Source organism: Phormidium tenue FACHB-1050 (assembly GCF_014696925.1).
In the GTDB taxonomy this organism is placed as follows: Bacteria; Cyanobacteriota; Cyanobacteriia; order Pseudanabaenales; family Pseudanabaenaceae; genus Pseudanabaena.
On sequence record NZ_JACJQY010000007.1, the window covers coordinates 114617 to 135396 of the forward strand.

The 20780-nt window shown below is 43.7% G+C and carries 24 protein-coding genes; 21 read left to right on the forward strand and 3 right to left on the reverse strand.

Annotated features, from left to right (window positions below; genetic code table 11):
- Window positions 1–4: 4 nt before the first annotated feature.
- The 12 genes from H6G05_RS06695 to H6G05_RS06750 all read left to right on the forward strand — a co-directional run bounded on the left by H6G05_RS06695 (window position 5) and on the right by H6G05_RS06750 (window position 8167).
- The gene (locus tag H6G05_RS06695; protein ID WP_190577421.1) at window positions 5–505 is read left to right on the forward strand and encodes a hypothetical protein; all 501 of its coding nucleotides are present in this window, start codon (window positions 5–7) and stop codon (window positions 503–505) included.
- 184 nt (window positions 506–689) lie between these two features.
- Window positions 690–1412, forward strand: a complete 723-nt coding sequence (locus tag H6G05_RS06700; protein ID WP_190577422.1) for a DUF305 domain-containing protein — start codon at window positions 690–692, stop codon at window positions 1410–1412.
- Between the two features lie 100 nt (window positions 1413–1512).
- A complete protein-coding gene (locus H6G05_RS06705; protein ID WP_190577424.1) occupies window positions 1513–2580 on the forward strand; it encodes a F510_1955 family glycosylhydrolase in 1068 nt (355 codons plus the stop codon).
- A gap of 298 nt (window positions 2581–2878) precedes the next feature.
- Window positions 2879–3190 (forward strand): DUF2933 domain-containing protein, encoded by a 312-nt coding sequence (locus H6G05_RS25950; RefSeq protein WP_190577425.1) that lies wholly within the window; start codon window positions 2879–2881, stop codon window positions 3188–3190.
- Window positions 3093–3845: a methyltransferase family protein gene (locus H6G05_RS06715; protein ID WP_242025307.1), complete on the forward strand. Its 753-nt coding sequence runs from the start codon at window positions 3093–3095 to the stop codon at window positions 3843–3845. Before H6G05_RS25950 ends, H6G05_RS06715 begins: the two co-directional genes overlap by 98 nt.
- A gap of 11 nt (window positions 3846–3856) precedes the next feature.
- The gene (locus H6G05_RS25955; RefSeq protein WP_408962464.1) at window positions 3857–3988 is read left to right on the forward strand and encodes a multicopper oxidase domain-containing protein; all 132 of its coding nucleotides are present in this window, start codon (window positions 3857–3859) and stop codon (window positions 3986–3988) included.
- A gap of 47 nt (window positions 3989–4035) precedes the next feature.
- Complete coding sequence (locus H6G05_RS06725; protein WP_190577426.1) at window positions 4036–4569, forward strand: DUF1269 domain-containing protein; 534 nt, start codon at window positions 4036–4038, stop codon at window positions 4567–4569.
- Window positions 4554–4871 (forward strand): hypothetical protein, encoded by a 318-nt coding sequence (locus tag H6G05_RS06730; protein ID WP_190577427.1) that lies wholly within the window; start codon window positions 4554–4556, stop codon window positions 4869–4871. The genes H6G05_RS06725 and H6G05_RS06730 overlap by 16 nt, the downstream gene beginning before the upstream one ends.
- 31 nt (window positions 4872–4902) lie before the next feature.
- Window positions 4903–5097, forward strand: a complete 195-nt coding sequence (locus tag H6G05_RS06735) for a heavy-metal-associated domain-containing protein (RefSeq protein ID WP_190577428.1) — start codon at window positions 4903–4905, stop codon at window positions 5095–5097.
- 17 nt (window positions 5098–5114) lie between these two features.
- Window positions 5115–5345: a hypothetical protein gene (locus H6G05_RS06740; RefSeq protein ID WP_190577429.1), complete on the forward strand. Its 231-nt coding sequence runs from the start codon at window positions 5115–5117 to the stop codon at window positions 5343–5345.
- Window positions 5346–5414: 69 nt separating this feature from the next.
- Window positions 5415–7649 carry a heavy metal translocating P-type ATPase gene (locus H6G05_RS06745; RefSeq protein ID WP_190577430.1) on the forward strand — a complete coding sequence of 745 codons (2235 nt, stop codon included), beginning with the start codon at window positions 5415–5417 and terminating at the stop codon, window positions 7647–7649.
- An 11-nt stretch (window positions 7650–7660) separates the two neighbouring features.
- Window positions 7661–8167, forward strand: a complete 507-nt coding sequence (locus tag H6G05_RS06750) for a cupredoxin domain-containing protein (RefSeq protein ID WP_190577431.1) — start codon at window positions 7661–7663, stop codon at window positions 8165–8167.
- Between the two features lie 25 nt (window positions 8168–8192).
- Here H6G05_RS06750 and H6G05_RS06755 read toward each other — a convergent pair whose 3' ends face one another.
- The 3 genes from H6G05_RS06755 to H6G05_RS06765 all read right to left on the reverse strand — a co-directional run bounded on the left by H6G05_RS06755 (window position 8193) and on the right by H6G05_RS06765 (window position 11406).
- The gene (locus H6G05_RS06755; RefSeq protein WP_190577432.1) at window positions 8193–9617 is read right to left on the reverse strand and encodes a TolC family protein; all 1425 of its coding nucleotides are present in this window, start codon (window positions 9615–9617) and stop codon (window positions 8193–8195) included.
- Between the two features lie 237 nt (window positions 9618–9854).
- A complete protein-coding gene (locus tag H6G05_RS06760; protein ID WP_190577433.1) occupies window positions 9855–10328 on the reverse strand; it encodes a hypothetical protein in 474 nt (157 codons plus the stop codon).
- Window positions 10329–10422: 94 nt separating this feature from the next.
- Window positions 10423–11406: an SDR family NAD(P)-dependent oxidoreductase gene (locus tag H6G05_RS06765; RefSeq protein ID WP_190577434.1), complete on the reverse strand. Its 984-nt coding sequence runs from the start codon at window positions 11404–11406 to the stop codon at window positions 10423–10425.
- A gap of 302 nt (window positions 11407–11708) precedes the next feature.
- Between H6G05_RS06765 and H6G05_RS06770 the strand changes: the two genes are divergently transcribed.
- The 9 genes from H6G05_RS06770 to H6G05_RS06810 all read left to right on the forward strand — a co-directional run bounded on the left by H6G05_RS06770 (window position 11709) and on the right by H6G05_RS06810 (window position 20780).
- Window positions 11709–11957 carry a helix-turn-helix domain-containing protein gene (locus H6G05_RS06770; protein ID WP_190577435.1) on the forward strand — a complete coding sequence of 83 codons (249 nt, stop codon included), beginning with the start codon at window positions 11709–11711 and terminating at the stop codon, window positions 11955–11957.
- Window positions 11958–12132: 175 nt separating this feature from the next.
- A complete protein-coding gene (locus tag H6G05_RS06775; protein ID WP_190577436.1) occupies window positions 12133–12714 on the forward strand; it encodes a hypothetical protein in 582 nt (193 codons plus the stop codon).
- Between the two features lie 4 nt (window positions 12715–12718).
- Complete coding sequence (locus H6G05_RS06780) at window positions 12719–13039, forward strand: hypothetical protein (RefSeq protein ID WP_190577437.1); 321 nt, start codon at window positions 12719–12721, stop codon at window positions 13037–13039.
- On the forward strand, window positions 13026–15773 hold the full coding sequence (locus H6G05_RS06785; protein ID WP_190577438.1) for a hypothetical protein: 2748 nt from the start codon (window positions 13026–13028) through the stop codon (window positions 15771–15773). The genes H6G05_RS06780 and H6G05_RS06785 overlap by 14 nt, the downstream gene beginning before the upstream one ends.
- Window positions 15774–15804: 31 nt before the next feature.
- Window positions 15805–16770, forward strand: a complete 966-nt coding sequence (locus H6G05_RS06790) for a hypothetical protein (protein WP_190577439.1) — start codon at window positions 15805–15807, stop codon at window positions 16768–16770.
- Window positions 16771–16781: 11 nt separating this feature from the next.
- A complete protein-coding gene (locus H6G05_RS06795) occupies window positions 16782–17819 on the forward strand; it encodes a hypothetical protein (protein WP_190577440.1) in 1038 nt (345 codons plus the stop codon).
- 5 nt (window positions 17820–17824) lie between these two features.
- On the forward strand, window positions 17825–18658 hold the full coding sequence (locus tag H6G05_RS06800; RefSeq protein WP_190577441.1) for a hypothetical protein: 834 nt from the start codon (window positions 17825–17827) through the stop codon (window positions 18656–18658).
- Between the two features lie 31 nt (window positions 18659–18689).
- Window positions 18690–20165 (forward strand): TrbI/VirB10 family protein, encoded by a 1476-nt coding sequence (locus H6G05_RS06805; protein ID WP_190577442.1) that lies wholly within the window; start codon window positions 18690–18692, stop codon window positions 20163–20165.
- Between the two features lie 39 nt (window positions 20166–20204).
- A complete protein-coding gene (locus H6G05_RS06810; RefSeq protein ID WP_190577443.1) occupies window positions 20205–20780 on the forward strand; it encodes a hypothetical protein in 576 nt (191 codons plus the stop codon).

Sequence of the window (20780 nt, forward strand, 5' to 3'; positions counted from 1 at the left end):
ATTTATGCGATTATTTCAACCGATCCTTCTCAGTCTCAGTTTGGCTAGTTTAGTTGTACTAGCCGCCTGTAGTAACAGTACCCCAACGGCGACAAGCTCAGCACCTGCAACTACAGTAGCTAAGTCCGATGAGACACCTAAAGCTAGTTCTGCTCCTAGCATGGCAAAACCTGAAACTAAGAATGATAATTCTAAGCAAGCAGGACAAGTTATTGAATCAGGAATCTACCATTTGGAGCTAATTCCAGAGAAAGAAGAGAATGCAATCCATCTTGATTTCTTTTTGCAAAAGGGCGACAATCATGAGGCAATTCCTGATGCTAAGGTAACTGCACAGGTACAATTGCCTGATGGTACTCAAAAGAATCTCGATCTAAAATATGATGCTCCTGCAAAGCACTACACAGTTGCGCTGCCAAGTAAAGCAACGGGTGAGTATAAAGTTGCGATTTTGTCAGATATTAAAGGTGAAAAGGTAAACGGGCGATTTAACTTTAAGTTGTAGTGGTCGTTTTCTAAATACAGAAAAACCTGTGGCTCATGCTGCGCGTGAGCCACAGGTTTTGACTCGGCTTTTTAATTCTGCCCAGCTACTTATTTAAAATAGAACTACCTAGAAAATAGTTTGATTTCATCTTGATTTCATTGTCTCGCTTTAAACTATTTAGTGACTAAAAAATTTGAGTTCTATGAATTTTACTAAATTGAACATCCTATCTCACAGTTTGGGTCTAGTAGCAATTATCTCGATTGCAACTGGAGCTTTAGCGGCTTGTTCCACAACAACTCCAGAAACATCTGCTTCTACTTCTACTGTTGTGATTAAACCTAGCTCTACACCTGAGTCTAAGACGGCTATGCCTAGCATGGACAATATGCATAATATGGGCAATACGCATATGACAATGGATTTAGGACCAGCCGATGCTGACTTTGACCTGCGATTTATTGATGGGATGATTCCGCATCACAAAGGTGCAGTTGAAATGGCAAAAGAAGCTCAACAAAAATCACAGCGTCCTGAAATTAAAAAACTAGCTGATGATATTATTGCTGCTCAAGCTAAAGAAATTAATGAACTACAGACTTGGCGTAAACAATGGTATCCCAACGCTAGCAACAAGCCAATGGCATACAATGCCCAAATGGGACATATGATGGAGATGAGCGATGAACAAATGAAAGGCATGATGATGAGCCAAGACTTAGGTGCAAAGGATGCCGAATTTGATTTACGCTTTATCAATGCGATGATTCCTCATCATGAGAGTGCTGTGATAATGGCGAAAGATGCTTTAGCTAAGTCAACTCGTCCCGAAATCAAGAAGCTTGCACAGGATATTATTTCTTCTCAGCAAGCAGAAATCAAACAAATGCAAGAATGGAAGCAAGTTTGGTATAAAAAACAATAGAAATTAGGAGAGGCGGCGCTTTGCGCCGCCTCTCCTAATTTCTATTGTTTTTAATGCGCCTGAATAATGAGCTTAAAAGCAAATTTGGAGAAAACAGTCAATGAATGATCAGAAGCAAAATAATCAGGAAAGCGGAAAATTGAAAGAACCGCAAGATTCCAGTAGGTCTGGGATGAAAATGATGATGGTGATGATGATCGCGTGTTGTGCTATCCCGATCGCTTTAATCTTTTTTACAGGAGGAGGTTTAGGCTGGTGGTTAGGACGCTCTAATCAACAAACAACTGGCACTCAACCAATTAGTCAGCCAAGCAATCCCCAAAATCTGCCAAAATTAGCTAATAATGTCACCCTAACTCCTGCCCAAAATTGGCAAGCCGATAACCACATTCATGGTTTAACCATTAATCCTGAAAATCCAAATATTATCTATGTTGCTAGCCATAATGGACTGTTGCAACGTGCTGAATCAGGACAATGGTTTTGGGTTGGCAAAGACCGATCAGACTATATGGGCTTTACTGGCGATCGCACTAACGGTCAACGCTTTTACTCTAGTGGACACCCTTCAAGTGGTGGAAATCTTGGTTTTCGGATTAGTGAGAATGGAGGTGAAGATTGGCAGTTTATCTCAATGGAAGGAGTGGATTTTCATGTTTTAGGTATCTCTCCTAGTAATCCTAAAGTTCTTTATGGTTGGGCTAGTTCGGGTGCAAAAGGTTTATTTGTCAGTTCCGATAGTGGTAAAACTTGGACTCAACCTAAGATGACAGGACTAACTGATGCTCCTTTTGATCTCGTTGTCGATCCTGAGAAGCCCGATCGCGTCTTTGCGACCACTCGTTCAGGTATGTATGAGAGCGTAAATCGTGGAGATGACTGGACTGCGATCAGTGAAACTCAAACTGCGCCAATTCTGGCTTTGAATTTGGTCAAGCAAGGCGATCACACAATCATGTATGGCTATCGCTTTGATAAACTAAATTCTGGTATCTATCGTAGCAATGATGACGGTAAGAACTGGGAGAAACTTTGGTCGGAAACAGATGGAGTGATTGTCAAACTAGCAGTCGCTCCTAGCAATTCCCAAATTCTTTATGCTGCTAACGAAAAAAATCAAATTTTTAAATCTCAAAATGCTGGCAAAACTTGGGAAACCTTGAGCTAAAGTAGTTCACCTTATCTGATACAGATATTTAAAATTTCATCGTCATTTCATAATTGTATAGTAAGCTGAATTTAGCACTCTATTTGATTGAAAAATAAAGCAAGTATTTGATTGAGAATTATTATATTTGATATCGCTTTATGCTGTAGTTAATCAACTCAATCTAGTAATCAATCATTGTTCTGAGTTAATGAAAGAGCAAGAGATTATAAACTATTTATAGCCATTTGCCTTTCAATTTAGGAGCCGAATTTTGGATCTAATTTGATTCTTAGTGATTACACAAATTGAGGTTTTTATGCATCAGCATGGTTCATCAAATCAACCCCAACCTCATCGTCCTCAAGCTGGTCTGAGCTTACCGATTAGACTTGTGCTATATGTTTCGATTGGGATTGTGGCTTACTTCCTGATTACAGAACATTTAGTACATTTATCGAGCTTCTTACCATACTCTTTTGTAATCATCTTTGTACTCATGCATCTATTCATGCACGGAGGAAATGGAAGAGATGGAAGTAGTAACAGCGGCAATAGTCGAGAAAGCGATCGTACGGACTCTACAAATAAATTTACTTCGAGGAGAGGGAATCATGCAAGACATGAGTGAGGTTCCTGCTTATGGACTTTGGGGTTTGGTGATTATCAATTCTCTGGTATTTATCATCTTTGCCTTTAGTTTCACTAAGCCGCGTAATCCTAGAGATTGGCGATCGTTCGGAGCATTCTCAGCATTCATTGTGGCTTTGTTCACAGAAATGTATGGATTTCCTTTAACGATTTACTTGCTCTCAGGCTGGCTGCAAACTCGCTATCCAGGACTGAACTTCTTTTCCCATGACGCTGGACATCTTTGGGGAACATTGCTGGGATGGAAAGGCGATCCCCATTGGAATCCGATACACATTCTGAGCAGCGTTTTGATTTTTGGTGGACTGTTCTATTTAGGCAATGCTTGGGAAGTTCTCTACAAAGCCCAACGAAGTCATACATTAGCGGTTGCAGGCCCTTATGCAAAAATCCGTCATCCGCAATACATGAGCTTTATTGTGATTATGTTGGGCTTTTTGATGCAATGGCCCACGATCGTGACACTGCTTATGTTTCCCGTCTTAGTGACGATGTACGTCCGATTGGCACACCGAGAAGAAGGCGATGCTTTGGCAGAATTTGGTGAGACGTATGCCAGTTATGCCGCCGTAACCCCTGCATTTTTCCCGTGGGGTCGTCGCTATACTCAGAAAAAACTACGCACTCATGAATAAAAAATACGGTTATGGTAGTGCCGAGTGAGCGAGTGAAACTGCTCATGAAATTTGAGAAATACTGTGGATTGTATACATACCACTGTCATAACTTGGAGTATGAAGATGCTGGCATGATGAGAAATTATCGAATCGAAGGATAACTGAGACATCTATTTTAACTATTAAAATTAATTTGCAGGAAAAGAAAATGAGTGACTTAATTGTTATCGGTTTTAAAGATGAATTCAAAGCGGATGAGGTTCTTATTGATTTGAGGAAACTTGAACTAGAGTATCTTATTGACTTGGAAGACGCAGCTATTGTCGTCAGAAATAAAGATGGCAAAGTTAAGGTTAACCAAACTCAAGAACTTGTCGCTTCTGGCGCATTAAATGGCGGCTTTTGGGGGCTGCTAATCGGCTTGCTGTTCTTCCAGCCCTTGCTAGGAATTTTGGGTGCAGCGGTTGGGGCACTTTCTGGCGCATTAACAGATGTTGGCATTGATGATAATTTCATTCAAGAACTAGGTAATACAATCGAATCTGGAACTTCGGCAATTTTTATCTTGGTGAGAAAATCTACACCCGACAGAGTTTTGGAAGATTTGAGCAAATTCGAGGGAAAAGTCTTACAAACTTCGTTATCCCATGAAGATGAAGCAAAACTTCAAGCAGCTCTTACCAAAAGCGAACTAAAAACAGATTCTATGTTTAGAGAAGAACTCACATGGAACCAAAATTGATCGCAATTCAACCATCTAATTCAATCCTTCCAAGCCAGAAAGCGATTGAACCTCGTCTTGCTGATATAGCTTTCTTTATTATCCTTAATCTTGTGCTACTCTCAGCGATCGCTGTTCCCATCTATATTTTTATTGTTAAGCGAAAGCGGGCTTCATTTGGCTTCAAACCATCGCCCAAGGTTATATGTCATCGCTGTCAATATTTTAGCGATAACCGTTATCTTAAATGCGCTCTCCATCCAGTAACTGTACTGACTGAAGAAACAGTTGATTGTGTAGATCATCGCTCAATCAATTCATAACTAAACCACTTAAAAATAACTATTTAACACTATGAAACTCCAATTAAAAGTTCCTGACATGACCTGTGGGGGCTGTGTAAGCACTATCACTAATGCGATTAAAACAGTCGATGCGAATGCTTCTATTCAGGGCGATCCAAAAAACAAGATTGTATTAGTGGAAACTGAATTTCCTGAAGTTGCTATTAAGAATGCAATTACGACGGCTGGCTATCAAGTAAATTAATTTAGAGGATAAATTCAATGAATCGTAAAGAGCCAAATAATCAAGAAAGTAGCGAATCGAAAGATTCTGATAAATCTGGGATGAAAATGATGATGTGGATGATGATCGCCTGTTGCGCTATTCCACTTGCCATTATCTTTTTTACAGGAGGAGGTTTAGGCTGGTGGCTAGGACGCTCTAACCAACAACCATCAAACCCTCAACCAACTAGCCAGTCAAGCAATTCCCAAAAAAATCAGAATCAGTAGTATTACGCTAGACTCCGCTCAAAATTGCTAAGTCGATAAAACAAAACATTCAGGTAAAAAGGATTCAAAATGAGTAAAGTTACACTTAACTTACACGGAATGCACTGCGCTTCTTGTGCCAGTAGTATTCAATCGGCGACTCGTTCTATATCTGGTGTTGTTAGTAGTAATGTTAATTTTGCTACCGAAGAAGCGGTGGTTGAATTCGATGAGAAAAAAACCTCTGCTTCTGCTATTCAGAAGGTAATTAAAGATATTGGATATGAAGCGATTCTGCCAGATCAAGTAGATGCTGACTCTGACAAGAAATCCAGACTGACTGAAAATCAAGATTTAACCCGTAAAGTGTGGGTGGGTGGGGTGATTAGCGTAGTTCTAGTAACTGGTGTGCTACCTATGATGACAGGGCTACAGATCCCTTTGATTCCCGATTGGTTGCATAATCGCTGGTTTCAGCTTGCTCTGGCTCTCCCCGTGCAGGTTTGGTGTGGTAGTTCTTTTTATACGGGGGCTTGGAAAGCCTTTAAAAATCATACAGCTACGATGGATACACTGATTGCATTAGGTACACTCGCAGCTTTCTCTTATTCACTTACTGTTACCTTCAATCCTAGTTTCTTCATCTCTCAGGGCTTGCAGCCTGAAGTTTACTATGAAGTGTCAGTAGTTGTAATTACCCTGATTCTCTTGGGTAAATTATTCGAGAATCGCGCTAAGGGCGAAACTTCGGAGGCGATTCGTAAGTTAATCGGATTGCAAGCAAAAACGGCACGAGTCTTGCGCGATGGTCAAGAATCAGACATTCCTATTGAAGACGTGCAAATTAACGATATCGTGCTGGTGCGCCCTGGAGAGAAAATTCCCGTCGATGGTGAGGCGATAGCAGGTAACTCCACCGTTGATGAGTCAATGGTTACAGGAGAAAGTATTCCCATTGAGAAAAAGGTTGGAGATCGCGTAATTGGCGCAACGATAAATAGATCTGGAAGTTTGCAAATCAAAGCTAGTCACATCGGCAAAGATTCAGTTCTTTCGCAAATTGTCCAGTTAGTAAAAGACGCTCAGGGTTCTAAAGCGCCAATTCAAAGACTTGCCGACCAAGTGACAGGTTGGTTTGTGCCAGTTGTAATTTCGATTGCGATCGCCACATTTATTGTCTGGTTTGAGATTATGGGCAACATCACCCTAGCCACAATTTCTGCTGTGGGTGTACTGATTATTGCCTGTCCTTGCGCTCTGGGCTTAGCGGCTCCCACTTCGATCATGGTAGGAACTGGTAAAGGTGCAGAGAACGGAATTTTAATCAAAGATGCAGGTAGTTTAGAACTTGCTCATAAAATTCAGACTATCGTTTTAGATAAAACGGGAACTTTGACTGAAGGTAAACCCGTTGTTACAGATATCTTTTCTATCAATAAGAATGATGATGAATTATTAAAGCTTGTCGCCGCGATCGAGCGTAATTCTGAGCACCCTTTAGCAGAAGCGGTTGTGAACCATGCTAAGCAAAAGGATATGACTATTTCTGAAGTGACTGAGTTTCTGGCGATCGCAGGTAGTGGTGTGCAAGGCAAGGTAGATAATTCTTTAGTACAGGTCGGAACGAGGCGATGGATGGATGAGTTAAAGATTGATACTAGTGAGATTCATCAATACCAAGACTCATGGGAAACAGGCGGAAAAACTGTTGTTTTGGTTGCGGTTGACAATGCTGCCTGTGGCTTAATTGGCATTGCGGACAAGCTCAAGCCTTCATCTCAAGTGGCAGTTGCGGCTTTACAAAGGATGAAAATAGAAGTAGTAATGTTGACTGGCGACAATCAATCAACGGCGGAGGCGATCGCCCGTGAAGTTGGCATTAAACGAGTATTTGCAGGAGTCCGTCCCGATCAGAAAGTTGCCAAAATTAGAGAGTTGCAAGCTGAAAGTAAAGTTGTGGCGATGGTTGGTGATGGCATTAATGATGCTCCTGCTTTAGCTCAAGCCGATGTTGGTTTAGCGATCGGTACTGGAACAGATGTAGCGATCGCGGCTAGCGATATCACCCTAATATCTGGCGATCTGCAAGGAATTGTGACTGCGATTCAGCTCAGTCGCGCCACGATTAGTAATATTCAACAAAATCTCTTCTTTGCCTTTATCTACAATGTGGCAGGTATTCCGATCGCCGCAGGGATTCTTTATCCGTTCTTTGGCTGGTTGCTTAATCCGATTATTGCGGGTGGCGCAATGGCACTTAGTTCTCTCTCTGTTGTTACAAATGCTTTACGACTGAGAAACTTTCGTCCTTCTTCAACTAACTAAAAGAAACAACCATGAAAAAATATCAAGTGATCAGTATTCTAGTAAGTATTGGTTTATCTTTTGTCATAGTTTCCAGCATGTCAGCAGAGGAGATGACAAATCATAATTCAAGCTCGAAAGGATTTCAATCGATTGAACAGCCTATAGCGCTTAAAATGGCGATCGCTGTCGGTGGTCTATCTCTAATGGTTGCTCAACTATGGTGGTTTTTAGGCAGCAAGCCCAAATCCCAACAAGCAAAAGTTAATGAAGGCATTCAAGAAGTCACAATTACCGTCGATGGTGGCTATGTACCTTCGTTGGTGACAGTTAAGCGCGGTCAGCCTGTGCGATTGCAGTTTGATCGTCGCGATCCCAGTAGTTGCCTAGAAAAAGTTCTCTTTCCTGATTTCCATATTGCTCAAGATCTAGTTCTTAATCAGACTACACTTGTAGAGTTTACGCCTCAAACTGTGGGAATGTTTCAGTTTAGCTGTGGCATGGGTATGTTTCACGGTGCGATCACTGTAGAGGATTAGTCCAGAAAATCTTAGGTCTAAATTATTATTTGGAAACCTCTTTTGATGAGTTGCTATTGCTTACTGCACGCTGTAAAGCGGCTAGAGCACGATTGTAATTAAGAATAGCTTTGATGCGATTTACTTCTGCACGAGTAAGTTCATTTTCAGCAATGATTACATCAAGTTGAGTAGCTACTTCTGCCTTAAACTGCAAACGGGCTATTTCTAAACCTTCTTTTGCCTGTTTTAACGCAGACTCTGATGTCTTAATATTTTTAGTATTTGCCTGTAATGTTTTGTAAGCTCGCTCTACTTGAAAGCGAATCTGATTTCGGGTATCAACAAAACGAGTTTCGGCGATCGCCTTATTTGCTTCTTCTTGTTGCGCCCCTGCTAAGGCTGCCCCGCCATCAAATAAGTTCCAACGCAATCTGATGCCAACAGCATAGCCATCTACTGTGTTGAAGCGATCGCTCAAGTTGTCTCGCACTTGATAGTTGGCAAATAGACCAATTTGAGGCTGCGTTTCACTAAGTGCAATAGTGCGTTGCTGTTCGCTAATTTGACGTTGTGAAAGTTGTTGTTCTAATTCAGGACGGTTTTTGAAAGCAAGAATGATGCTCTCTTCCAGAGACTGTTGCCACTGCTCTTGTGGCTGCACTGGATCGGAGGCTGTGAAATCAATAGATTCTACTAAACCAAGTAGAGGTAACAATTGCCGACGTGCAATCTCTAAAGCACTCTGTGCTTGAACAAATTCTTGTTCAGCATTAGCCAGTTGAACTCTTGATTTAAGAACATCATATTTTGAAACCCTGCCTCCTTTTTCTAATGCTTCAGCGTCAACCAGACTTTTTTGAGCATTTTGGGTTGCTGCTTGGGTAATTCTTACCTGCTCTGAGGCTTCCTGTAGATCATAATAAGCATTAGATATCTCTAGTCGAATTTGCTCCTTTAGACGGGTTACTTCTAATTGGTCAGAGCGCACTAAAGCTTCTGCTGCTGCAATCTTTGCGGATCGTCTTCCACCATTAAATAGGTCATAGCTCAATTCGAGCCTTCCTGTCAGTAAGTTTCCTGTTTGCTCAATCTCACCTTTTTTCAACTCATCAAGAGTATCTTTCGCATCTCGCTCGTTGGCAAATTCTGTTTCTAAATTAAGCGCAGGGAGTTGAGTTGCTTGGACTTGCCTTAACGCCGCTTCATTACGTTGAAGGGTACGTTCAGCGATTTGTAACTCACGGTTATGTTTTTGGGCTATTTGGATTGCTTGTTCTAAGGTAACTGGTTGTACAACTTGTAGCTTCACCTCTTCAGGCTTTGTTGGTAGCTGTAAGGGATCAGCTTTCTGATCTAGCTTAATTGTCTCTATATATCCCTGACTGTCGGAGTTTTTAGAGGGTGCAGGGGAATTGGTTATCGAAGGTTCAGCAGCAGTCTCTTTTACCCAGAATAAGGAAAATGTCATACTAGTGCTAATCCCAATAAGAAAAGCGATTGTAAAGCATTCTAGGGAGAATATCGGTTTTTTAATGTATTGATGCAAGATTCGGTTTTCCTAACTCAGTCTGTATTTGCTTGTAAATATTTAGCTAATAGTCTGACAATAAATTAAGAAAATGAAGCCATGATGAAATTGTCTAAAAAAAGTCAATTTTGTCTTGTAATTTCCCTATTAATAAAGTTATCTGAAGATAAATACTGTTTATCTCTCTTGCCCATAGCCCAACATATGAAGTTTAGTCATATACAAAATCAGAGGTGGCAGGATTACCCATTGCAGAAGCGGTAGCCAGCTAATATTAATAACTGGCACGATTAGCATGGAAACGCCGTAAAGCTTGGCAATGTGAACGCGGTAAATTTCCGAAATGAGGGTGTATATCCAACCTAGAGCCGTAAATAGCAATGTTGATTTCCAAGTATTTCTGAGTATCCATTTGCGCGATCGATATAACCCAGCTACCATCCATCCGCTAACCACAGTAATTACTCCATCTCCTACAGTACAGTGAGTAATGTAGTTTACCTTATCAGACAAAGAAGGCATCGCGTAGAAATCAAAGTAAGGTGATTCCCAAACTTCATAAACAAAGTGCAGTAAAAAGGCAAATAAAAATAAATTTGTTTCTGGTGCAGATAAAATTCGATCTATCCATTGGGTTAATAACTTTTTCATTGCAAGTCTATTGGTTTGAACTATTTACTTTGAAATTCAAGATGGAGTTTGAAGTTTGGAGCCGAAAGACCATCCCAATGATTTAGGATTATATTCAAATTTTTGGGGACTTAAGAATTGCTAAAAGGATTAACCACCATGGAACTCGAAGAGATGGAATTAACTTGGCTCTAGATTTAAGCATCGGTAAACCTTGTGGCAATAAAAATCTGAGGGATCGTAACGAAGCAGGGCAATGACCATATTCATCAACTACTCCGTAATAATTTGCTAGTTCCGCCACAATTTGAACCTTCCCATTTCTCTGCATCAGGTTCGAGTCATTACATAGGGCAGCAATAACTCTACCGACAAATAAAGGAGTTTCCCAATTAAATTTATCTGCGATCGCTGCAACACCAAGATTATTCTCATTACCCTCAAGGTTTGCATCCGCCAACTGATGAAACTGTTCAGTGCCAACAATCCCCGGCCAAAGTGAAATCGAAGCAACATTAAACGGCTTTAGTTCGACTGCCATATCGGATGCAAGGCGATCGCAAGCTGATTTACCAGTACCATAGGCAACGCCAAAGATCGGAGCCAATCCACCCCAAGAAGATATCGTCACAATCAAACCTTGTTTGCGTTGGGTCATCATCTTCGCAGCAAAATGACTTGCCACATAGTGACTTCGCAAGCCGACTTGATTGCAAGCATCCCAGAGACTAAGATCTGCTTCCCAGAATGGTTTACCATTAGATGAGATTAGCGATCGCACGCCACCATAAGCATTATTTACCAATAAATCTAATTGACCATTTTGTTCGAGATCAATTTGCTCAAATAGAGATTTAATTTGCTCATCATCACTATGATCAACGGGAACTGCAATACAAATTCCACCCGCTTTTTCTATGGCGGTTTTGGTTTCTAGTAAACTACCAGAAATAGAATCTATAGAATTTGTCTGATTCACACTGCGCCCCGTGATATAAACCATTGCACCAGATTCGCCTAAACCAATAGCAATACCTTTTCCAATTCCCCGTGAAGCCCCTGTTACCAAGGCAACTTTACCTTTTAAATTTGCTGTCATGAGAAATCCTCTCCATTTTGCGAACCACTTTCCAATTATCGCTTACCGATAAACTAGCGATCGGCATGACCAGTCTCTCGTATTGTTTGATTTTTCCTTTCTAATCTTCAACAATAACTACAAAATATGCTGAATCTTCCCTATGAAATATTTTCAGAACTTAGTTGAGAAGATTATGCTTATAAAGTTTGTGTTACATAAAACATTCTAGTCAGGAAAGTTAACAAATAATTGTCCGACAAAAGTAATGATTAGCAAAAAAAGTAGCCCCACGCCAAACTTTACAAAACGTTATTTGAAACATGGAAAGACTAAAAATCACCCTCACTAACACCGATTATCGTCAATGTGTAGCACTCTGCCTAAAGGGTAAGGGTCATGCCTCAACCATTAATCGCGCACAGGTATTGCTAGCCCTGCATGACGGTGTGGATATCTCAGAAGTAATGCGAGTGCTACGGGTTAAAAGAACTCGTCTGTGGCGATTGCGGAAGCAATACCTGCAAGGCGGATTAAATGATGCCCTAGCAGATCGGCGGCGGCGATCGTGATGTTCCAAATACAGCCTAAATCTGCTGTGCGTATGATGTGTGACTATTGACGAGAAAAGAGCTATCGATCAAAATGCTCTTCAAAAGCAGAGCTTCAAGGACAAAGAGATCGCCTTGCTGCCTATGCCTTTTGCCAGTCTATGCACAAGTCTCAAATTTTTCCTAGCGAGAAACTATGAAAACTTATCCAAATAATTCCATGAGAGTTACCTATAGTCTCCACCGCAGTAACTTCCTCGACAAAATCCAAAATCCTCAGATAGCCGCATTGACTGCTGCGATTGTGGGAATCGTTATCATCTTTACTTGTTCTAAAGGAATGTATCTCACGGCTTTACTAGCCTTGATTGGTTTGCTGTTAGCCTTCCCGAAGGTATTGCTAATGCTCTATAGCAAATTCGAGCAAATGATTCGGCATTCTAAGTACAGTCCCGTTTTATTACTGGGTATCGCCATTGGTTTTGTGATTGGTTTACTGCTAATTCTCACAGTAGAGCCAGCTCAAGCCCAGTTTTTCAATAGGACTCAGACATGGATGACGGGTGCAATTCCTGGGATTGATACAGGACTAGTTGCTTTGATTTTTAATGTGTTGCGAGCCTTATTTGTGATCTATCTGGGGATTGGATTAGTAAAAGTGATTCAATCCGCCAGAAATGATGATGATTGGCAGCAAATGGCTAGAACCCCGTTGATTTTGGTGGTGACGGTAACAATGGGCGATATTTTGGCAGGCATTATCACGGGTGCAGCCTAAAGCTATGGCAGAAGAATACAAATTTCGTAAGGTTAATGCCATTCTAGGTGCAAGTCCCAAGATTGGACCATTTCCCACTGAGCTAATCATTCCTTGGTCGATTATCAGCTTTACCCTGTTCATGATTTGCTACGTGGTTCTGAACCTGCCTTGGTTATGGGTATTGCTAATCGTATCTTGGGGTGATGCAACATGGTGGATCTTGACAGGTTCCAAACCCTATCGGTTTTTATCAAAATTTATCCCTGTGCCGCGATGGACGCGAGGTGTTTATCAGTACAGAGGGATGCGTAAGCAGGAGGTTAGGAAGTATGCAGAGCGTTAATCAAAAACGATATAAGCACTTTGAAAAAGAGCTTGCCGTAGAATGTCTGCTCAAGTTCGAGCTGCGCGGTCGCGCCGTCAGTTGCTTTGTCCTCAAGCAAGGTCAATCGTCGCTAGAGTCATTGCAGTTTGTATTTGGTTGGGAGTCCAAGGGGATTCACACCACCCTCTCAACCGAACAGGAATCATCATTATTTGAGGCGATTCAGTCAGGTTTAAAGGATATTCCTGATGGTGAAAAACTGACGGTGCATTTTGGTTCAGTTAGCTCAGACAGCGATCGCCAACAACAACTCCAAGAACTATACGAACAAGCGGATACGCCGCAACTCAAGTTTCTGGTTATGGGTGAAAAGCAAAGAGTGCAGGAGTTAGCAAAGTCAGGACTACGCAAACCAAAATTCTTGAGACTCTATGCCACCTATACCCTGCGAGGTGCAACGGCTGGAGGTAATGATGTGCTGGAAAAAGCACTGGCTTGGATACAGAGGTTATCGCAACAACTGATGGGTCAGGAAAAGGAAATCGAGCAGGAGCGTCATGAGATAGCCTTTGCGAAGGCATTTACCGATGGCTTCTTGAACTGGGAACAGATTCTGGTTAATCGCATGGGTTTAGACCTGCGCCCACTTACTGAGCATGAACTATGGGAGCATCTCTGGCGGCAATTTAATAGCAGCAATCCTCCTACGATTCCGCAGTTGTTGGTGATGTCCGAGCGGGGTGTGGAAGAGCGTATCAATACCCAAGTGCATCTAAAAACACTATTGTTAGAGCGTCCCGATTCAATTCCCTTTGCTGACAATGGTTTCGTGCATCTCAAGGGTGAATATATCGGCGTACTCACCTTCATGGATAAACCAGGAGGCTGGGTATCTAAGGGTAAGCAGATGCGCTATCTCTGGGAAGCGATCGCCCGCGATTCTGTGGCAAATACGGAAGTGTTTTGTCAGTTCACAAGGGCAAATGAAACGATTGTCAAAGCAAATATGCAACGGGTTACGAAGCAAAGCATCGTCTCGCAAGAACAATCAGCTTCCTTGAATAACATCAATGTTAATGCGTCATTGAAACAGCAAAAAGCGGTCAAAGCACAGGAAGCTCTCTATGAAGGAGCGATGCCAATTAACGTGGCTGTAGCAGTCTTAATCCGTCGCCCTAATTTGATTGCCCTTGATGATGCTTGTCGCTATTTTTGCAGTTGCTTCCAACGTCCTGCTTGGGTAGAACGCGAAACTGAATATGCGTGGCTAATGTGGAAACAAACCTTGCCCGTGACAATGGGTAATCTGCTGGCTCAACCCTTCCCCCGTCGTCATGTCTATCTATCAGATGAAGCAGTTGCTTTTACGGGTTGTGTGATGCCCAGATCTGTTGATGAGACTGGCTTTGAATTGATTACGGAAGAAGGCGGGATGCCTCTTTATATCGATGTAAGAAAGCATCGCAATATTGGCATCTTCGCCACTACCCGTGCGGGTAAGTCGGTATTGGTATCGGCGGTTTTATCCCAAGCCCTCTGCCACGAACAGCAAATTGTGGCGCTAGATTTCCCCAAGCCCGATGGTACGAGTACGTTTACGGACTATACCCATTTCATCGGTGAACTGGGAGCCTATTTTGACATTAGCAAAGAGTCCTCGAATTTGCTGGAACTGCCAGATTTACGCGCCTTTGACTCCGAGCAAGCAGAGGAAAGGCTGCGGGATTTCAAATCCTTCGTGGAATCAGCATTGATGACGATGGTGTTCGGGGCAAGTCAGCATGACCTCTCCTCATCAGAAAGACAGTTGCGGCAATTGATTAGGGCTTTGTTAGTGCCTGTGGTCAATGCCTTTTTTGACGACGAGCAAATTAAAGCCAGATATGACAAGGCGATCGCCGATGGATTTGGTACAGAAGCATGGAGCAATATGCCCACGCTGTCGGACTTTCTCGATTACTTTTTGACGATCGGTAAAGCGGATATTACATCTGATGTTGCCGATAGCGAACAGATCGATCAGGCGACGAATCAAATTGTGATTCAGCTACGATTCTGGCTTAACTCCAGAATTGGTCGCGCCATTTCCCGTCCATCCACTTTTCGCAGCGATGCGAGACTGTTGGTGTTTGCCCTGCGAAACCTATCGGAAGCTGAGGATGCGGCAATCTTAGCTTTATCGGCATATTCGGCAGCCCTGAGACGTGCTTTATCATCCCCAGCCAGCATCCTATTCATCGATGAAGCACCGATTTTATTTGAATATCCCACGATCTCGGAAATGGTGGCGCGGCTCTGTGCCAATGGAGCTAAGGCTGGAATCAAGGTAATTATTTCCGCCCAAGACCCTGACACGATCGCCAGATCGCCCTCTGCGCCAAAAATCCTTCAAAACCTATCCACCAGATTGATTGGACGCATCCAACCATCGGCAGTAGATAGTTTTGTAAGCATCCTCAAATATCCCAGAGAGGTGATTGCCCAGAATGCGGAGGAGCGGTTCTTCCCCAAACGCGAGGCGATCTATTCGCAATGGTTGCTGGATGATGCGGGTATTTACACCTTCGTGCGCTTTTTCCCTAGCTATATCCAACTGGGCGTGGTGGCAAACAATCCCGACGAACAAGAAGCGCGTACCGCTTACATGCTAGCGATGGCAGATCCCTACAAAGGGCTAGCTGCTTTTTCACGCGAGATGGCAAGTGCCTTGAGGGATGGGCGCAAGCTGAAATTACCCGAATTGGCTGCTTAATTCTTGATCTCTAGAAACTCCTCACACCGCCATGAACAAACGAAAACCCCGTCAGATTTCAGTCATCAGCCTCGCAACCTGTTCGATTTTGCTCCTGAGTCCCCACCCTGCGGATGCTCAAGTGCCATTACCACCCGAACTCACAGGATTAATCCAACAGGTCAATCAACTGATTACCTCGATCAACTCTGGTGATTTCTTAAAAGCTCAGATGGACAAACTACTGGGGCAATATTTACCACAGGTACAAGCCGCCATTACTCAGTCAATCGGGCAACTGGGATTACCAGATCCAAGTAAAGCCGAAGCTACTGTTTTTGCCCAGATTAAGGGAACCTTTAACAGTGCAGGGCTAAATGACACATTGATCAATCAAGGTGTCGTCACCTCGGCAATTACGAATACCTCGATCCAAAATGTATTGGGAGAAGAGGGGCAAGCAAGGCTGAAGAAAACCCTTGAAGATATGCTCGTCAATGCCCAGAAGGTCGGGCAGCTATCTTTGAATACGGCGACAGGTGCAGAAAATAGTACAGCGATCGCTGATGTCTCCCAGCAGATCGCGGCGAACTCGGTTACCTTTGCTCAGAACTCATTATCCCGTTCCCAACAGGTAGATGGCTTGTCGCAGCAAGCACAAGCAGCCCTATCGACACAGGATGTTCTCAAGATCGTGGCGCAACAGAATGCTGGTAATTCGGCAATCCTTGCCAATATTGCTTCCCAGTTTGGTAACAATGCGAGTCAGGTCGGTAATGTTGCTAATCAACTGGGGTTGCTATCGGAGCAGAACTCACAGGTAGCGGAACAGAATAGCCAACGCGCTCAGATCGATGCTCAACAGTTAGCGCTGCAAGTGCAACAAACCCAACAGGGCGCAACATCTTTGCTCAATCTCGACCAGATTAACGCCTCACTCAAGGGCGATCGGCAAGATCGGCTGATCGAGCGTAACTCCACAGTTCAACAACGGATGCCCTATACCTTTCTAAGATAGCGAGATAACCTATGCTGATTGCTCAAGCGATTGTCAACAATTCAGAAGAGGTATCGCTAGCGGTGCAAGGCGCTTGGCAGAACACTTGGGAACTTGCCTTCAATGGCACTCTCTACCAAGCACTCACCAATCTGGGATTAATCATTGCCGTGGCTTCGCTGCTGCTATGGACAATCCAATTCACCAAAAACCTGATTGATGACCAGAGCTATCGGCAGTTTGGGGAATTAATCTGGCCAGTAATTGTGATTGTGCTGCTCACCAATGGTGGTCAAAACTTGATCGGACTCACCAATGGGATGCGGACAGTAATTAACAATGCCAATAACTCGGTCTTAGGGGCAATTACTTCAACTGCCCAACTAGAGAAAACCCTATCGGCCCTAGCTGATTTCTCAGTAACTCAAGAGCAAATTATTGCTTACCGTCAGCAATGCAATGGACTCACCAAAAATGAAGAGATGCAAGTCTGCTTACAGGAGGTGAATACCAAAGCTCAGGCTTTGCTCGGTAATTATCAATCTAACTATGGTGCGGTTGCTGCGGCTCTGGTTGGCAAGTTACAAAAACAAATTGCGAAGGCAAGTGAAAACCCTCTCGAAGCTGTTACCAATCTCTTCCCCGGCACAGTGATTTCAAGGTCAATCATGCTGGCGGCAATTGAGACTTTTATGGTGGCGATGCAGTCCGCTTTTCAGGCTCTGATTGAGGTCGGATTTTTACTCACAGGTTTACTTGGTCCTCTGGCGGTTGGTGCTTCCTTACTGCCCATTGGCGCAAAGCCACTCTATGCATGGATGACAGGATTCTGGTCATTGGGCATGGCTAAGCTGAGCTTGAACATTGTCACAGGACTTGCCGCCACAGCGATCGCCGCTTCCGCACAACTGGATACGCTCTCTATTGCCATCACCCTTGGACTCCTTGCACCAATTCTGGCGCTATCCCTATCGGCAGGTGGTGGCATGGCAATCTTTAGCGCCATTCTCTCGGCGGCAAGCGCAGCCGCTTCCGCAGGTTTAAATATCGGTCTACGCATCTCTAGGTAATTCCCATGAACTCATATCCAAATCCAGAAGTGAATACAGAAACAAAACCAGAAACAGATGAAACTAATGCTTTCCATCGCTTTATTCCTGCTGGTCTATCCCACCGTGGTAAAGCCAAAACTCCTAAAGACGTATTGGTGGTATCGATTTTGTTCGGCATCCTTGGCTTATCGGCGCTCAATAGCTTAGGACTGATGGCGCTGATTGGGGCATATGCCTCCCTTACTTCCCAGAAACCACCTACGCTCGTACAGTTGTCGGGCGGGAAAGCGATTACGGCGATCGCCAGCGAGAATAAAACCAGATCCCCTGAAGTGGTGAAGCAGTTTGTCACTCAGCAGGTGATGGCACTGATGACATGGACAGGAGAACTGCCCTCTGATGCTAGTCAAAATGGGAAGCCACTTTTAGATACTGGTGTGGAAGTTACGGCGGACAAGGGCTTGAAAAAGAAAATCACTACCACTGCATGGCAAGCCAGCTTTGCTTTTTCCGAAGACTTCCGTAAAGGATTGCTCTCCTCGATCGCCGAACTCACACCAACAGAAGTATTTTCAGGTGGTAGCAAGGTAATTTTAGTGCCGCAGACGATTACGGCTCCTGAAGAGATTGAAAAAGGGAAATGGAAAGTTAATTTCGTGGCAAATCTGGTTACTTTTAGTCCCCTCAATCAAGTAGGTGAATCGGTTCCCTTTAACAAGGAAATCTTTATTCAGGCGATCGATGTGCCGAATCTGAAAGCCGATGCTTCACCTCTGGAGCAAGCCATTTTCAAAGTGAAATCCTCTGGACTAGAAATCTATGCCATGCGAGATCTCACCCGAAATGATTTGAAATAACTTTTCTCTGTCGATACTTGAAGGAGTTGTGATGATTACCGAAGTTCAAGAACCACAATCAGTAAGCGTAACTGATGAAATTGACTTTGCTCGGTTAACTGGGTTTCAACCCGATGTTAACCATGATGTGGGCTTGGCAATTGATGATTTCAGTGAAGCCCCAGATCCAGAGCAACATCGGACAATTAGGGGTATTGTTGGTAGTCCTTTTTCTAAGATTGCTTTGGTTGGTGGGGTCGGTTCTCTAGGATTTCTGCTAGTGGGGCTATTCATGAATAGCATCATGTCGCCATCTAATGCGAAGCAATTAACAGTTACCAGTGATGACCAGCAGCTTTTCCTGAACCCAATGGTCGATCCGAAGGATGCGGAAATTGCCAAGTTCAAGACTGATTTAGCTTTAGGCAGTCAGCTTTCGGGTGGCAAGTTGAAAACACTAAGTCCAACGAATTCACCAAAGTCAGATTCTAAAGTTGCTCCTAAAGCGCTATCAGAAACCAATGCTGCAAAGCAGACTGAATTACCTCCAGTCTCACCCGTGAGAAATCTATCGGCTCCGCCCCTTGAGCCAATACCGATGCGACAAGTGATGTCACAGCCAACCCCTGTGATGCTTCCTCCACGGAACTTTTCGGCTAGTACCCCTGAATCTAAAAATCCCGCCGATGAATGGCAGAGACTGGCAAGTATTGGCAGTTATGGCAATCTGGCTGCGCCTACGGAAATGCCGAAAGCGATCGCGGTCAGCCCCACTACCGTGAATAATTCTTCAATCCCTACGATTGAGAAGCCTCCTGTAAATTCGCTTACCAACTATCTCGCTCAAGCGGAAAAATCTTTGCCAAAGGCTACACCTGCTAATACTTTGCTGGTTGGGACAACAGCTAAAGCCGCATTGAAAACATCAGTTGTGTTTTCCACCGATGGCAGTCGGATTATGGGTAATAACCCGAGACTCATTCCTAAATTCATTGTCACTCTCCAAGAACCAATCACGACAGCGGATGGTAAGCCTGTAATTCCTGCGGATGCAGTTTTAATTGTCACTGCGCGTCCCCTTGAGGCCAAGTCAGGACTAGCTGAATTAGATGTGGTGGGTATAGCGATCGATGGTCGCGAGTTGATTCCACCACCTAATGCGATTACCTTGCGTGGTGCAGAAGGTTCGCCTTTAGTCGCGGACAAGTACTTTGATCGCGGGTCAGAAATTAGCGGTATGGATGCAGCCACCTTTATTACTTCAGCCTTAGCGGAAGTTGGCAAACTTACCAATAGTCCCACAACTACCAGTAGCATCTCGTCCATTGGCGGTAGTGCCACGGTCAGTACTGCACCACCCCCCAACTATCTCGGTGCGGCGATTAGTGGTGGCTTTGGCGTTCTCTCGGAAACCTTGAATCGTCGCAGTCAACAGGCGATCGAGGAGATTAAAACACGTCCCAATGTCTTCTTTATCCCCGCAGGTAAGGAACTGCAAGTGTTTGTCAATCAAACTGTGACTTTCTAGCTAATACCAACCTTCTATCAACGATCCAGTTCTATGGTTATGAACTTTTTGCCATGTCGAAAATATGCCATCTCAGGGATAGTCGCTATTCTAGTCTTGTCTCTGCCCGCGATCGCTCAGGCCGAGACGATCTTTCCTGCCAAGCGACAAATTGGTGTCAGTCAGGCGATGGGTGTAAACGGCGTGACCTCGGTAGTTAGCCTATCGCCGATGCAGTCTCTCAATATCAGCTTCATCAAGACGGGCGAGATTATCAAAAAGGTGTGGTTGGGCAATCCTTCTAAGGTGGTCATGGACTATGACAGTCCCCTCTGTAAGGACGGTGCAAAAGACAGCAATTGCGGGGCAACGGTAATTAATCTGCGGCAACTCGCTCAACCGATTGATTTGGATATGAATTTACCTGCTTCGGCAAGAGGCGATCTCACATCCCTAACTGTGATCACTACAGGTGCAGGGGGGCTGAGAAATCTCTATCAGTTTCAATTAGTCCTGAATGTCCCCACTCCTGCCTACAGCATTTTGGAAGTCGTTCCCGATGCTCAAATCCCTCGACTTGCTCCGCTTACACCGAATACCCCTGCTCAAACGAATAAAACCTCGTTGGATTTCTAA

Excerpts from the sequence above, each read along its gene's own strand:
- H6G05_RS06770 (WP_190577435.1), top strand. The coding sequence starts at position 11,709 with ATGGAAAGACTAAAAATCACCCTCACTAACACCGATTATCGTCAATGT.
- H6G05_RS06740 (WP_190577429.1), top strand. The coding sequence starts at position 5,115 with ATGAATCGTAAAGAGCCAAATAATCAAGAAAGTAGCGAATCGAAAGAT.
- H6G05_RS06775 (WP_190577436.1), top strand. The coding sequence starts at position 12,133 with ATGAAAACTTATCCAAATAATTCCATGAGAGTTACCTATAGTCTCCAC.
- H6G05_RS06790 (WP_190577439.1), top strand. The coding sequence starts at position 15,805 with ATGAACAAACGAAAACCCCGTCAGATTTCAGTCATCAGCCTCGCAACC.
- H6G05_RS06700 (WP_190577422.1), top strand. The coding sequence starts at position 690 with ATGAATTTTACTAAATTGAACATCCTATCTCACAGTTTGGGTCTAGTA.
- H6G05_RS06745 (WP_190577430.1), top strand. The coding sequence starts at position 5,415 with ATGAGTAAAGTTACACTTAACTTACACGGAATGCACTGCGCTTCTTGT.
- H6G05_RS06760 (WP_190577433.1), bottom strand. The coding sequence starts at position 10,328 with ATGAAAAAGTTATTAACCCAATGGATAGATCGAATTTTATCTGCACCA.
- H6G05_RS06730 (WP_190577427.1), top strand. The coding sequence starts at position 4,554 with ATGGAACCAAAATTGATCGCAATTCAACCATCTAATTCAATCCTTCCA.
- H6G05_RS06705 (WP_190577424.1), top strand. The coding sequence starts at position 1,513 with ATGAATGATCAGAAGCAAAATAATCAGGAAAGCGGAAAATTGAAAGAA.
- H6G05_RS06785 (WP_190577438.1), top strand. The coding sequence starts at position 13,026 with ATGCAGAGCGTTAATCAAAAACGATATAAGCACTTTGAAAAAGAGCTT.
- H6G05_RS06780 (WP_190577437.1), top strand. The coding sequence starts at position 12,719 with ATGGCAGAAGAATACAAATTTCGTAAGGTTAATGCCATTCTAGGTGCA.
- H6G05_RS25950 (WP_190577425.1), top strand. The coding sequence starts at position 2,879 with ATGCATCAGCATGGTTCATCAAATCAACCCCAACCTCATCGTCCTCAA.
- H6G05_RS06725 (WP_190577426.1), top strand. The coding sequence starts at position 4,036 with ATGAGTGACTTAATTGTTATCGGTTTTAAAGATGAATTCAAAGCGGAT.
- H6G05_RS06795 (WP_190577440.1), top strand. The coding sequence starts at position 16,782 with ATGCTGATTGCTCAAGCGATTGTCAACAATTCAGAAGAGGTATCGCTA.
- H6G05_RS06755 (WP_190577432.1), bottom strand. The coding sequence starts at position 9,617 with ATGACATTTTCCTTATTCTGGGTAAAAGAGACTGCTGCTGAACCTTCG.
- H6G05_RS06715 (WP_242025307.1), top strand. The coding sequence starts at position 3,093 with ATGGAAGTAGTAACAGCGGCAATAGTCGAGAAAGCGATCGTACGGACT.
- H6G05_RS06750 (WP_190577431.1), top strand. The coding sequence starts at position 7,661 with ATGAAAAAATATCAAGTGATCAGTATTCTAGTAAGTATTGGTTTATCT.
- H6G05_RS06765 (WP_190577434.1), bottom strand. The coding sequence starts at position 11,406 with ATGACAGCAAATTTAAAAGGTAAAGTTGCCTTGGTAACAGGGGCTTCA.
- H6G05_RS06805 (WP_190577442.1), top strand. The coding sequence starts at position 18,690 with ATGATTACCGAAGTTCAAGAACCACAATCAGTAAGCGTAACTGATGAA.
- H6G05_RS25955 (WP_408962464.1), top strand. The coding sequence starts at position 3,857 with ATGGTAGTGCCGAGTGAGCGAGTGAAACTGCTCATGAAATTTGAGAAA.
- H6G05_RS06695 (WP_190577421.1), top strand. The coding sequence starts at position 5 with ATGCGATTATTTCAACCGATCCTTCTCAGTCTCAGTTTGGCTAGTTTA.
- H6G05_RS06800 (WP_190577441.1), top strand. The coding sequence starts at position 17,825 with ATGAACTCATATCCAAATCCAGAAGTGAATACAGAAACAAAACCAGAA.
- H6G05_RS06810 (WP_190577443.1), top strand. The coding sequence starts at position 20,205 with ATGAACTTTTTGCCATGTCGAAAATATGCCATCTCAGGGATAGTCGCT.
- H6G05_RS06735 (WP_190577428.1), top strand. The coding sequence starts at position 4,903 with ATGAAACTCCAATTAAAAGTTCCTGACATGACCTGTGGGGGCTGTGTA.